This window comes from Allohoeflea poritis, from assembly GCF_027889715.1.
Lineage (GTDB): Bacteria > Pseudomonadota > Alphaproteobacteria > Rhizobiales > Rhizobiaceae > Hoeflea_A > Hoeflea_A poritis.
Map to the genome: position 1 here is coordinate 129,034 of NZ_JAPJZH010000003.1, position 12,690 is coordinate 141,723.

The following is a 12,690-nucleotide window of genomic DNA, read 5'->3' on the forward strand; positions in this document are numbered from 1 at the left end:
TGCACCGAACGCTGGATCAGACGGCGAACAGGAGGAGCAGTGCAACGAGCAGCGAGAAGATGCCCAGAGCTTCGGTAACGGCGAAGCCGAAGATCAGGCGGCCGAACTGGCCGTCGGCTGCCGACGGGTTGCGCAGTGCGCCCGACAGGTAGTTGCCGAAGATGGTGCCCAGGCCGATGCCTGCGCCGCCCATGCCGAGACAAGCAATGCCTGCGCCGATGTATTTTGCTGCTTCCGCTTCCATGATGAACTCCTTCGAATGGGATAATTGCGGCTAACTGTTTGGCGGCTCAACCGCCGGGTTCTTTTCCTAGTGGCTGGGATGCAGGGCGTCGTTGAGGTACATGCATGTGAGCACCGCAAAGACATAGGCCTGCAGGAAGCTGACCAGGAACTCCAGACCGGTCAGGGCGACCGTCATGATCAATGGCAGGATGGCGCCGCCGATTCCAAGCGCGCCCAGCGCGCTCAGCGAGGTGACGAAGCCCGCGAAAACCTTCAGCGTGATGTGCCCGGCCAGCATGTTGGCGAACAGACGAACCGACAGGCTGATCGGACGTGAAAGGAAGGAAATGACCTCAATGGCAACGACCAGAGGCAACAGCACCCCGGGCACGCCGCTCGGGACGAACAAGTGCAGAAAGCCGAGGCCGTGTTTCATGAAGCCGTAGACCACCACGGTTCCGATCACCAGCATCGCAAGCGCGAAGGTGACGATGATGTGGCTGGTAACGGTGAAGAAATAGGGGAACATGCCGAGCAGGTTCGCGACCAGCACGAACATGAACAGCGAAAACACCATCGGGAAGAAGCGCATCCCGGCGGACCCTGCCCCGTCGCGCAGCATCGACGCCACGAATTCGTAGCACATCTCCGACACCGACTGCAGACGGCTCGGGACCATGCCCCGGTTGGAAGTCGTCAGAAACAGGAAGCCGGAAGCCGCGGCAACCGTGGCAACCATGAACAGCGACGAATTGGTGAAGGAGAAGTCCAGACCGCCGACCTCGATCGGAATGATCTTGCTGATGTGGAACTGGTGGATAGGATCGTTAGCCACCTTGTGCCTCTCTCTTTGCGCCGGCCTGTTCAGCCATCGGCGTTATGGTTGTTGCCCCTGCCGTTCTTAGGATCAAGGCGGTTATCCGCCACCAGACCGGCCGAACGCATCACATTCAGGACCCCCGCGACGAAACCAAGGAGAAGAAACAGGATCATTCCCCACGGCGTCGTCCCCAGGAAGCGGTCGATCAGATAGCCAAGAAGTGCTCCGACAAAGATCGCGGCGACAAACTCCGTTGAAAGCTGAAACGCCTTGGCGTAGGACGACTTGCCCGCCCATTCGGCTTCCCTGCCCGGTTTGTCCGCCGGTCGGCGGGAGGCAAGTTCGGCCTCCAACTGCCTGCGGCGCTCTTCAAGACCATCGGCCTGATCATTCCGTTCGCCATCGTCAGGAGCAGTTTTATCTGTTCCTCTGTTTTGCGCTGGTTTTCTCATGAAAGTCGCGCTCCACAAGGTGCCTGACGATCGAGAACCGGACCGTTCCGAAGTCGGGCGCAACATAGTTTTACGCTCATGCCAAGTCAAGGCAGCTTCGCAACCGGCAAAGTTATATTTTTTTTCAATAAAATCATATAATTAGATCGCATCCGGCCAATTCTCAGACTTAAGTGTCACAGAATCATTCCGCAATGCGGCACTTTGCCCGCGGCGTGGCGGTCACGGCGGGTGCTTTTCCAGCGATTTGCACGCATTCTTCGTTTGCAGCGAAACGCGCTTCAGCAACAGCGCAGGACGGGCATGTTGGCGGCGAACATGGCCTCGCTCATTTCCCGCATGACCGCATGGGCCGGTGTAAACAGGTACACGACATCCCAGCGTTCCGTCATCGCGTCCATGCCGATGGCCGACAGGCCGTATATTCCGTCCAGTTCCCTTTTGAAACGCAGTGGCAGATCGCTGCCGTAACCGCGCCAGTGATAGTGGCTTTCCGGGGCCGCCCGCCCGAGTTCGAAGGTCTCGACGCAAAAGGCGGTCACCGGGACGGTGATCTGAAGAACACCCTGCGGCCTCAGCACGCGAAACAGCTCGCGCATGCCGGCGAAATCATCTTCGACATGTTCCAGCACATGGTTCGCGATAATCCAGTCGTAGCTTTCGTCCGGACGGTCGATAGCGCTCAGATCGAGGCTGTTTTCCTCTTCGAAGACGGAAATCTCGAAGGATTTGAAACGCTCCTTCGGCGCGGCGATATCGCGGGAGAACTGCAATGCGGCCGCTTTCGCCAGCAATGCATCGGGGAGCACGTCATAGACCTGCCGGATGATGCGATGGCGCTCGAGGGACTTGCAGTTCACGCAGCGCGGCGCCTGGCCGTTCTTGGCCATCCTGCCCGACGGGCCCGGTTTGAATTCTGTGCCGCCGCAGATATTGCAGGTCGCCATCGCTTTGCCTTTTCAACACGTTCACATCATCGGGCGCGGAACCGTCGAACGGCGCGTGCCGCGTCACAGATAGACACGCTCGCGCCCGGCGGCAAGCGCCGGGCAAGATCAATCCGATCAAATGCAGTTGTTCGCTAGCTCCAGCCGCCGCCGTGGGTGCGGTAGAAGATGTGCAGGCCGATACGGCCGACGCGCTTCATGCGGCGTGCCCATTTCGGGCGTACATAGGTTGCGTGATAGTGGGTGGACGAACCCACCTCATCGAGCCAGATCTTGCCGGCCGTCACGGCCATGGACACGTCCTTGGCAATCGACCAGTGGTGCCGCGAGCGCACCCGGTCGCGAATCCCGTCGCAGGCAAAGGAGAACTGGCAGCGATTGCGCCAGCGCTTGTTCTGGTAGACGACGCCGCAAATCGTGTCGGGATAGGCCGGATTGCGAACCCGGTTGAGAATGACCTGGGCAACGGCCGCCTGGCCCTTTACCGGCTCGCCACGCGCCTCGAAATAGACGCCGGAGGCCAGGCATTGCTGCTCGCGGTCGGTGAAGACATGCGGCGGCAGCGCATTGCCGGCCCAGGCGTGGTCGTTTTTCGGCACGGGCGGAAAGAACCGTCCGCTCTCTTCCTCGGTCCGCAGGATCGACTCAAAGGGCGACGTGCTTGCATAGTCGGGCCCTTCCGGCGCGTAGGCCGTGGCCAGCACATCGGGCTTGTCGTTGTTGACCAGGCTGGCCAGCATGACCGGCACCTTGCCGGCGGCTTTCGGCTCCGTGCGGCTGTGAAACGCCGTCGCGATCGCTACTTCGCGGCCGCGTATATCCGGCTCGACAAAGGCCATCTGCAGCCCGTCGAGGTCGGCGGGCGTGGTCACCATGCTGCGGCGTTCGAGAATCGATCCGGCCGAGAAATTCCTGGGCGGGGCCACCGGCACGGTGCTCGTCACCCTGCCGCGCTTCTGATCGCGCGTGACCCGGTCCTCATCCGGCCCGGCATCCGTATGGCCGTTCTTGTGACGGAACGCGATCGTGCGCCCGTCCGACGTTTTCATGCTGACGCCCTTTGTGGAACCGGTGGTGATCGGATCGACGAAGACCAGCTCGGCTTCGTGGATCGAGCCCGCGGGCGCGTCAACGAGATAGGTCTGCCAGCGGGAGTCGCTGGTCGCCGCTCCCGCGACAACACTGGCCATATCCGAATATTCCGTAGGCGATGTCGAAAGGAATAAACCCAGCACCCCAAATGCAAGGGGGGCTGTCCAGCCACGGTCCAATGACGCCAGCCGGCCCAAATCGGCAAATCTTTGACGCAATACCCTACTCCGCGCACCCGTACTGAACACTATTGTTCGGATGATGGAGTATTAACCTTTATGGAGCGTTAATCGGGCAGGCCCGCCTTTTTTCACAGACTTGCGGATAAAAAATTGTTTCACACGTGTAGCATTCGGTCAGCCGCCGCGCTCCGCTACCGGCGCTTCTTGCGCGGCGCGTAAGGATTGTCGCCCTTGCGGTAGGAGACCCGCACGGGCACGCCGGGAAGATCGAAATCCTCGCGGAGCCCGTTTGTCAGATAGCGCGTATAGGAAGCCGGCAAGGCTTCCGGACGCGAACAGGAAATGACGAATCCCGGCGGGCGGGCCTTTATCTGCGTCATGTATTTCAAGCGTATGCGGCGCCCGGAGACGGCCGGCGGCGGATGCTGAACCTGCATCGACTCCAGCCACCGGTTGAGCTTCGCGGTTGGAATGCGCCGGTTCCAGACCCGGTGCGTGTCGACGACGCCTTGCATCATCTTGTCGAGGCCGGTGCCCGTCAGACCGGAAACGGGCACGGCCCGGATGCCCCGCACCTGCGGCAGCAATCGCTCGGTCTTCTCGCGAAGATCGGCGAGCACCTGCTGCCGGTCCTCGATCCTGTCCCATTTGTTGAAAACGATGACCGGCGCCCTGCCCTCGCGAATGACCAGATCAGCGATCTGCAGGTCCTGCTTCTCGTACGGCACGTCGGCGTCGAGCACGATGACGACCACCTCGGCGAAACGAATCGCCCTCAGCGCATCGGCCACGGAAAGCTTCTCGATCTTCTCCTGGACACGCGCCTTGCGACGCAAGCCCGCCGTGTCGAACATCTTGATGCGCCGGCCCCTCCACTCCCATTCGACGGATATGGAGTCGCGCGTAATGCCCGCTTCCGGTCCGGTCAAAAGCCGCTCCTCGCCGAGAAAGCGGTTGATCAGTGTCGATTTGCCGGCATTGGGACGGCCGACGATCGCAACGCGCAGGGGTTTGCTTTCATCATAGTCGTCGCCCGCGTCCTCGCCCTCGTCGGACACCGCGACATCCGTTTCGGCTTCCTCGTCCTCGATGGGCAGCGCCAGCTCCTCGCCGATCGCCGCGACAATCGCATCGCGAAGATCAAGCATGCCCTCGCCGTGCTCGGCAGAAATCGGACAGGGTTCGCCAAGGCCGAGACGGAATGCGTCAAGAAGGCTTGCCTCGGAACCCCGCGCCTCCGCCTTGTTGGCGACGAGCACGACCGGTTTGCCGCGCTTGCGCAGGATCGTCGCCAGCGTCTCGTCAGCCGGCGTCAGGCCCATCTTGGCATCGATGAGGAACAGGGACAGATCGGCCTCGTCAATGGCGGCCTCGGTCTGGGCGCGCATGCGTCCTTCGAGCGTATCGGGTCCCGATTCTTCAAGCCCGGCGGTGTCGATGATGCCGAATTTGAGATCGACAAGCCGCGCCTCGCCGGGGCGGCGGTCGCGGGTCACGCCCGGCGTGTCGTCGACCAGGGCGAGCTTGCGTCCGGCAAGCCGGTTGAACAATGTCGACTTGCCGACATTGGGGCGCCCGATGATTGCAACGGAAAATGTCATGTGTGCGACCGTCTCACGTCGACACAGCGGTCCAGCGGATCAGGACTGCTGTCCGCCTTGCCCGCTGGCGGCGATAACATCCAGCATGAGTTGCGCGCGCTGCGAGATGCCGCCCGGGACGCCGGTATCGCCGGCAATCAGCTCGAACCATTGCCGCGCCTGAACGAAGTCACCCTGCTTCCAGGCCGACAGGCCGAGCGCTTCCCGGGCGGAGTGCCGCATCGGGTTTTCCGCGCCGCTCAATTGTTCGACCTGGACCGCGACATCGTCATAGGAACCGAAATCGACCAGCAGGTAGGCCGCGCGGATGCGGGCTATGTCGCGAATTGCCGCCGGCACGCTGCGGTCGTTGCCGATGGTCGAAAAATCCGCGATTGCCGCTTCATGTTCGCCGGAGTCGGCGAGTACCGTCGCGGCCCGCATGCGCGCCAGCGCCGGATAGGATCCGTAACCGCTCTTCTCGAGTTCGCGCAGCGCGACAAGCGCCTCGTCCTGGCGGCCCTCGCGGGCAAGATTGAGCGCTGCCAGGAACGCATCGCCCGACCGCGATGCCTCGGTCTGCTGCCAGTACTCATATCCGCGCACGCCGGCCGTGCCGACCACGACCAGCACTGCAAGGCCTATGATGTATATGCCGAACCGCTTCCAGATCGATTTCATCCGATCGGAACGCAGTTCCTCATCGACCTCACGGATAAAACTTTCATCGGACATGGTGTCTACCGGATCTACCGGCCCTCATCTCGGCGCGGGCCATGGCCCGCGGTTATTGTCTCTTGTTGTTCAGGCGCGCCTTGTAGCCGATTTTGCCGCATATGTAAGGAAAAATATAAAGCGGTCGGCAAAGCCTGCGGGCTAAAGCACCACGGGCGGCACGCCGATCAACCATTCGTGCAGCTTCCAGACGAACAGCACATAAAGGACAAAGCCCGAGACGACGGCGATGACATCATTGCGCACCGGACCGGTTTCGATGTCCTCGACCTGGCCTTCGAGCACACGGCGCTTGACCGAAATACGGTCGGCCACCGCCCATATCAGAAAAGTGCCGAACAGGAGCAGCGATGCAAGATCGCCATTTGCAAGCAAGTGGGCCAAAGCCCACAGTTTGATTGCCACAAGCATCGGGTGCTTCAAAACAGCCTTCAGCCGGCCGGCCGGAACGCCATACACCGCAAGCGATATGAAGGACAGAAGCATCAGGAAGAGCGCAATATGCGCCATCCAGATCGGCGGCGTGTAGAGGATCGGGCCCTCGAAACGGGCCATCGAGAATCCCCAGGCGATCAGCACGAAGCCGGCAAGCGAGACGAGTGAATAAGGTCCCTTCCAGGCGTTTTCGCCGCGGGTTGCGATCACCCGGTCGCGGAACTCCGGTGCGACGATGCGGACCGAATGCATGCCCAGAAAAAGGATCAATCCCAGTATCAGTATCAGCATGTAACCCCCAATTTGCTTGCTCGGGTCACCGCCGCAAACAGCCAAGACCGTGCCCACCGCTGGCTTCCGGGTTTCGGCAAGCACCATGCCGGTACGTTTACTATCGCACCGGACGAAACTTGCGCCACCGGAATCGCCTCCTTAGCATAGGAAAATGGCGATTGATCTTGAAATTGCAAGAAAACGGCTCGCCGATCGCAAGGCCGAAATCGAGGCCCTTTCGGAGCTCTCGGAGGAATCGCGCTCGACCGTCGTGCTCGATCAACAGGCCGTTGGCCGACTGTCGCGCATGGACTCGATGCAGCAACAGGCCATGGCCGAGGCCCAGGAGCGACAGCGGCAGCGGGACCTGGTGCGCATAGAAATGGCGGAACGGCGGATCAAGGAGGGCGATTACGGCTATTGTGCAGAATGCGACGAGGAGATTCCGGACGGCCGCCTTGAAATCGACCCAATGGCTGAAAAATGTGTGCATTGTGCTTCGTAGCGGAAGCGCAGATCCGACAGCGCTGCTTGAGCAAATTGCCCGATCAAGTTCGCCGTTCTACCGTCGTCGCTCGGCCAGCGCTGCATCAAGCCGCCGCGTGATATTGTGATTGATTCCGTTGTCGAAGGGCCTCATGTTCAAATCGTATCGCTTCGCCGCAGTCGCCGTTTTTTGTGCCCTTTCCGTCCCTCAGACACAGGCGAATGACGCCAGGCCCGACCAGCTTGTCATCATCTCGTTCGATGGTGCGCACGACAACAGGCTGTGGCAGAAGAGCCGGGACATAGCACAGCGCACGGGCGCCCGTTTCACCTATTTCCTGTCCTGCACGTTTCTCATGACGCGCGACCAGCGCTGGTCCTATCAGGGTCCGGCGCAGAAGGCCGGACGTTCGAATATCGGATTTGCAAGGAATGAGGCCGAGGTGCTGAAGCGGCTCGATCACATATGGCAGGCGCGTAGCGAAGGCCATGAGATGGGCAGCCACGCCTGCGGTCATTTCGACGGCGGCGACTGGAGCGAGAGGCAATGGCGCGCCGAGCTTTCGGCCTTCTCGTCAACGCTGGAGAATGCATGGTCGAATGCCGGCGCGAAAGACAAGGAGCCGGAAGGCTGGCGATCCTTCGTGCGCGACGACGTCACCGGCTTCCGCGCACCCTATCTTTCCACCAACAGCAACCTGAACCCGGCTTTGAAGAAAGCCGGCTACACCTATGACGCCAGCGGCGTCTCGCGCGATCCTGAACAGCCGCGCACCGGCCTTGCCTTCAGCACATTCGACCTGCCGCTCATTCCGGAAGGGCCGCGCAACCGCCGGGTGATCGCCATGGACTACAATCTTTTCGTGCGCCACTCCGCCGGCGTCGAGAATGCTGCCAGGTCGGAGATCTATGAAGCGCGCGCCTATAGCGCCTTCCGGCGCGCCTTCGACCGTCAGTATGAAGGCCGGCGCCGGCCGCTGCAGATCGGCTTTCACTTCGTGGAAATGAATGGCGGCGCCTATTGGCGGGCCATGGAGCGGCTGCTGTCCGAGGTCTGCGACCGGGAAGACGTTGCCTGCATCTCCTATGCCGAGGCGCTCGAGACCATCAAGGCGCAGAGCCGCGTCGATGGCGCCTGACGTCAGTCTCCGAAAATCACGGCCGCTCGGCCTCGATCGCCGTTGAAAGCGGGTCCGAGGAGGAATCGACGCGCGCCAGATAGGCCTGATCGATGTCCGGCAGCGGCTCGTTCCTGATCGCCGCTTCGAAGGCTTTCAGCCTTTTGTAGATGGACATCAGCTCGACAATCGTCGTCCAGGAATTCACGAGATACTGGAAGGAATTCGACACCTGCGCGAAGGCCGTCAGGATCTGCTGGATAAGACCCAACGTGATCTTGCCCGCAGCAATGGTCGGAATCAGGATGAAGTAGGCGAAGATGTTGTCGGCCTGGAGATAAAAGCCGCGTGCGATGTTGAAATACATGTAGTGGAAATAGAGGCGGAAATAATTCTTGCGGACATTGTTGAACAGTTCGGCGACCGTTGGCGGCTGCGCCCTGTCTTCATCGTCCTCGCCATAAACCAGTTCCTTGCGGTAGGCCGCCTCGACACGCTGGTTCTTGAATTCGAGACCCGGCAGCTTGATCCCCACAACAGACAGCAGGACGGTTCCGAAGAGTGACCAGAAAATGGCTGCCGTGAACAAGGGCGACGGGATTGCGCCAATGATCGGCAGTTCAGTGACATAGCCCGAAAGGCTCCACAGGACCGGCAGGAACGCAAAAAGCGTCATAACGGAATCGACCATGCTGACGCCCAGACCCTCCATGATGCCGGCAAAACGCATCGTGTCTTCCTGTACGCGCTGCGATGCCCCCTCGATGTGCCGCACCTCTTTCCAGCGGGACATGTAGTAGTCGTTCATGGCCGTGCGCCAACGGAAAATATAGTGGCTGACCAGGAAGCGGGTTGCGACGAATACGGCCATGGCCATGAAGGCGATGTAGCCGAAGATCATGATCAGTCCGTAGAGATCGGCCGCCGTTACCGTACCCTCGCCGTCGAGCGCCGACTGAACCGAATCGAAGAAGGGCCTGCGCCAGTTGTTCAGCGCGACCGAAACCTGGACGGAGAAATAGGTGGAAAACAGAATCAGCGCCGAGCCGAGCACAGACCATATGAACCAGGGATGCGGCGCGTAGCGGTACCAGAAGGCCGCGAAGACCACGACAACCGCGGCGTAGTAAACATAGAACCACAGGAAACTCTGCGTCCAGAAATAGCGGATGCCGACGACCTGCCCATCATCCTCCCCAAACTCAAATCCCAATGCCGTGCCGATCTCGGTGCCGTACATGTACCAGACAAACGCTGATATCAGAGACCAGGCGACTGCCGACAGAAAAAACACCTTTGGTTGGGGAAAGAAGGATTTGAACACGGCTCGTCTCTTCCGGTTGTCTGCTTGTTATGTTGACGGGATCGAAAAGTCTGACCGCCCATTAACGCATTTTACCTGGAACGAATACCTATGGCCGTAAACCGCGCTTTGCATATCACAATTACGTTCCCGGCGCGTGTGTCGCCGCCAATGTCGCCAATGCGGCCGCCACAATGAGTGCCAATGCGGCCACGAGGCTGCCCGACGTGTAGCTGCCCGACAGCTCGGCCAGAAAGCCGGCGACAACCGGGCCGATGATCTGGCCTGTGCCGAAACAGGCGGTCATGATGGCCAATGCACGCCTCGGCGACTGGCCGGCAAGCAACCTTCCCGCCTGAAGGCCGAAGGCGGTGATCGCGACGAAAGTGGCGCCCAGCAATGTACCGCCGACAAACGGTCCGAAAGGCAGCGGGACCAGCACGCTGACCGCCACGCCAACCGCCTCGATGACACAGCCCGTGGAAAATGCGGCAAACAGGCTGAAACGCCTGCGAAACGGCGCCCACGCAAAGAGGGAGATCGCGGCCGCGCCGCCCGTCGCCATCCAGACCCAGGCTTCCAGCGGAGACTGTCCGGCATCGCCGCGGACAATGGCAACGAGGAATGTCGCGGTGACGATATAGCCCATGCCGAAAAGCCCGTAGGCGATCGAAATCAGGACCAGGGACCGGTCCCACACGAGCGGCGGCTCCTTGTTCCCATTCGCGGAACGCACGGGTTCGGCCCGGATAATGACGGCCGCAAAGAGCGTGCCGAGCAGCGCAATCGCCGCCGACGCATACCAGCCGACCTGCCAAGGCGCATCGAGCCGCAGGAGCACCAGCAGCAGCAGCGCTGAAATGATCATGCCAAGCCCGACACCGCTGAAGTGAACAGCCTGCAGATCGTGGCGGTTCGCCGCATCGAGATGGCTGAATATGATGGTGCTCACAAAGATCATTCCAAAGGCGCTGGCTATGCCCGCCGCGAAACGGATGATGGAAAGCGCCAATACGCCATCGGCAAAGGCAACGGCGGCGAGCAGCAACGTCGTCGCGGCCAGGCCGCCCAGAAACACCAGCCGCTCGATGCCTGCCGCCCAGCCATAGGCGGCCAGAACGGCGCCGAGCAGATAGCCGAGATAATTGGCCGATGCGATCAGCCCCGCGTCGGCGGGGTTGAGGCCGAGACCCAGCATGAGGTCCGGCAGGAGCGGCGTATAGACGAAGCGGCCGAGCCCCATGGCAACGGCCATGGCGACCAGCCCGCCCGCGGCAAGCCAGACGACCGACGTGTTCGATTGGGATCCGGCGGGAAACGCTTCCGCCTTCCGGGAGCGGCGAAACATGCGCGAGCTATGGCATTCCGTCGCGCTGCGCGCAAGGCCGGTTTTGCGTATAGGTCATGCACCGAGAGTCCAGCGCATCGTGCCCGGCAGGGTTGCCGCTTGACACGCCCAATAATTAACCTTAGTGTTATTTAACAAATGAGGCAAATAATGAACGTCCAGACCATATTCTCCGCCCTGTCGGATCCGACCCGCTTCGCCATTGTCGAACAACTGCTGGAAAAGGGCGACCAGACGGCCGGCTCACTTGCCGAGCCCTTCGACATTTCGAAACCGGCTATCTCCAGACATCTGAAGGTCCTCGAGGAAGCGGGCGTGATCGAACGGCGGATCGACAGGCAGTTCCGGTCTTTCCGGGTGCGCCCGCAAAGCATGCGCAGCCTGGATGACTGGATCGGGCGCTACCGCCGCTTCTGGCAGACGTCTTTCGATCGTCTGGAAAAGGTTCTGCAGGACAAGAAGGAAGAGGAAAACACAGATGCCGACCGTGATTGACGACCAGGTTCTCTATATCGAGCGCACGATCTCAGCGCCGCCCGAACAGGTGTTCGACGCCTGGGTGAACCCGGACATGCTGGTTCAATGGTGGGGACCGGAAGGCATGAGCATTCCCCAGCACAAACTCGATGTGCGGGTGGGCGGCGCATGGGAGACGACAATGCGCAACGCGGAAGGCGGCGAGGTGTTCGTCTCCGGGGTCTACAAGGCGATCGAGCACCCGAACCGGCTTGTCTTCACCTGGGCCTGGCGTCAGCCCGACGGCTCGCGCGGAGAAGAAACGGAAATCACGGTCACGTTCGAAGCGGTCGAGGGCGGCACGAAAATGATGCTGGATCAGCGCGCCTTCTCCGAGGTGGGCAACCGCGACAATCACCGGATGGGCTGGGAATCGAGCTTCAACTGTCTCGACCGGCTGTTTGAATAGGGAGAAAAGCCATGCAGGATCATGCCGTCGTTTCCCGCGACGAGTGGCTGAAGGCGCGCGTTGCGCTGCTTGAGCGCGAGAAAGCCTTCAACCGCGAACGCGATGCACTTAGCCGCGAACGACAATCATTGCCCTGGGTGGAGGTGAGCAAGGACTACGCATTCGACACCGACGCAGGCAGGAAATCGCTGAGCGATCTGTTCGGCGGTCACAGCCAGCTCATTGTCTATCATTTCATGTACGGGCCGGACTGGGAGGCGGGGTGCAAAAGCTGCTCTTTCCTTGCCGACAGTTTCGACCGCAGCGTCGTGCATCTTGCAGCACGGGACGTCAGGCTCGTTGCCGCCTCGCGCGCGCCGCTCGCTACGCTCAATGCCTTCAAGAAGCGCATGGGCTGGAGCTTCGACTGGGTATCCTCGCTCGGCAGCGACTTCAACTACGATTTCGACGTCTCTTTCAGCAAGGAAGCGCGGGAAGACGGCTCCATACGGTATAATTATCGTCCCAGCACGTTTCCGGCGGACGAGGCACCGGGCGCCAGCGTCTTCTACAAGGACGCGGACGGGAAAGTTTATCACACCTATTCCACCTATGCGCGGGGCCTCGACATGCTGATTGCCTGCTATCATTTCCTCGACCTCGTCCCGAAGGGGCGTGACGAGGACGGCCTGCCCTACACCATGGACTGGATTCGCCTGCGCGACGAATACGGCAAGGCGTAGCGGGCTTTCATGAGACCGCTTCATACAGGCCGCATCGCGGCCTGTAT

General features: G+C 60.9%; 15 protein-coding genes. 5 read left to right on the forward strand and 10 right to left on the reverse strand.

What is annotated here, in order from left to right; genetic code table 11:
* Nucleotides 1–16 precede the first annotated feature (16 nt).
* The 8 genes from OOZ53_RS05940 to OOZ53_RS05975 form a co-directional block, all read right to left on the reverse strand.
* A complete protein-coding gene (locus tag OOZ53_RS05940) occupies nt 17–244 on the reverse strand; it encodes a F0F1 ATP synthase subunit C (RefSeq protein ID WP_131569648.1) in 228 nt (75 codons plus the stop codon).
* 66 nt (nt 245–310) lie between these two features.
* Complete coding sequence (locus OOZ53_RS05945; RefSeq protein ID WP_271088435.1) at nt 311–1,060, reverse strand: F0F1 ATP synthase subunit A; 750 nt, start codon at nt 1,058–1,060, stop codon at nt 311–313.
* 29 nt (nt 1,061–1,089) lie between these two features.
* Entirely contained in the window at nt 1,090–1,497 is a 408-nt protein-coding gene (locus OOZ53_RS05950) for an AtpZ/AtpI family protein (RefSeq protein ID WP_271088436.1), read from the reverse strand.
* Between the two features lie 281 nt (nt 1,498–1,778).
* Complete coding sequence (locus OOZ53_RS05955) at nt 1,779–2,444, reverse strand: class I SAM-dependent methyltransferase (protein WP_271088437.1); 666 nt, start codon at nt 2,442–2,444, stop codon at nt 1,779–1,781.
* 134 nt (nt 2,445–2,578) lie between these two features.
* Nucleotides 2,579–3,754: a cell wall hydrolase gene (locus tag OOZ53_RS05960; RefSeq protein ID WP_425499114.1), complete on the reverse strand. Its 1,176-nt coding sequence runs from the start codon at nt 3,752–3,754 to the stop codon at nt 2,579–2,581.
* Between the two features lie 155 nt (nt 3,755–3,909).
* Entirely contained in the window at nt 3,910–5,319 is a 1,410-nt protein-coding gene (gene der, locus OOZ53_RS05965) for a ribosome biogenesis GTPase Der (protein WP_271088438.1), read from the reverse strand.
* A 39-nt stretch (nt 5,320–5,358) separates the two neighbouring features.
* Nucleotides 5,359–6,033 (reverse strand): tetratricopeptide repeat protein, encoded by a 675-nt coding sequence (locus OOZ53_RS05970; protein ID WP_271088439.1) that lies wholly within the window; start codon nt 6,031–6,033, stop codon nt 5,359–5,361.
* A 141-nt stretch (nt 6,034–6,174) separates the two neighbouring features.
* Nucleotides 6,175–6,759 (reverse strand): NnrU family protein, encoded by a 585-nt coding sequence (locus tag OOZ53_RS05975; protein WP_271088440.1) that lies wholly within the window; start codon nt 6,757–6,759, stop codon nt 6,175–6,177.
* Nucleotides 6,760–6,913: 154 nt separating this feature from the next.
* Here OOZ53_RS05975 and OOZ53_RS05980 point away from each other — a divergent pair, with 154 nt between their 5' ends.
* Complete coding sequence (locus tag OOZ53_RS05980) at nt 6,914–7,246, forward strand: TraR/DksA family transcriptional regulator (RefSeq protein WP_271088441.1); 333 nt, start codon at nt 6,914–6,916, stop codon at nt 7,244–7,246.
* 133 nt (nt 7,247–7,379) lie between these two features.
* Complete coding sequence (locus OOZ53_RS05985) at nt 7,380–8,366, forward strand: polysaccharide deacetylase family protein (RefSeq protein WP_271088442.1); 987 nt, start codon at nt 7,380–7,382, stop codon at nt 8,364–8,366.
* A gap of 16 nt (nt 8,367–8,382) precedes the next feature.
* On the opposite strand, the gene sbmA is transcribed toward OOZ53_RS05985, so the two are convergent.
* Both sbmA and OOZ53_RS05995 read right to left on the reverse strand, forming a co-directional pair.
* Nucleotides 8,383–9,669: a peptide antibiotic transporter SbmA gene (gene sbmA, locus OOZ53_RS05990; protein ID WP_271088443.1), complete on the reverse strand. Its 1,287-nt coding sequence runs from the start codon at nt 9,667–9,669 to the stop codon at nt 8,383–8,385.
* Between the two features lie 121 nt (nt 9,670–9,790).
* Nucleotides 9,791–10,996: a YbfB/YjiJ family MFS transporter gene (locus tag OOZ53_RS05995; protein ID WP_271088444.1), complete on the reverse strand. Its 1,206-nt coding sequence runs from the start codon at nt 10,994–10,996 to the stop codon at nt 9,791–9,793.
* A gap of 150 nt (nt 10,997–11,146) precedes the next feature.
* On the opposite strand from OOZ53_RS05995, the gene OOZ53_RS06000 reads away from it, so the two are divergent.
* Genes OOZ53_RS06000 through OOZ53_RS06010 form a run of 3 tightly spaced genes read left to right on the forward strand, consistent with a single transcriptional unit; the run spans nt 11,147 to nt 12,643 of the window.
* Nucleotides 11,147–11,491: an ArsR/SmtB family transcription factor gene (locus tag OOZ53_RS06000; protein ID WP_271088445.1), complete on the forward strand. Its 345-nt coding sequence runs from the start codon at nt 11,147–11,149 to the stop codon at nt 11,489–11,491.
* On the forward strand, nt 11,475–11,921 hold the full coding sequence (locus tag OOZ53_RS06005) for an SRPBCC family protein (protein WP_271088446.1): 447 nt from the start codon (nt 11,475–11,477) through the stop codon (nt 11,919–11,921). The genes OOZ53_RS06000 and OOZ53_RS06005 overlap by 17 nt, the downstream gene beginning before the upstream one ends.
* Before the next feature lie 11 nt (nt 11,922–11,932).
* Entirely contained in the window at nt 11,933–12,643 is a 711-nt protein-coding gene (locus tag OOZ53_RS06010) for a DUF899 domain-containing protein (RefSeq protein ID WP_271088447.1), read from the forward strand.
* Nucleotides 12,644–12,690: the final 47 nt, after the last annotated feature.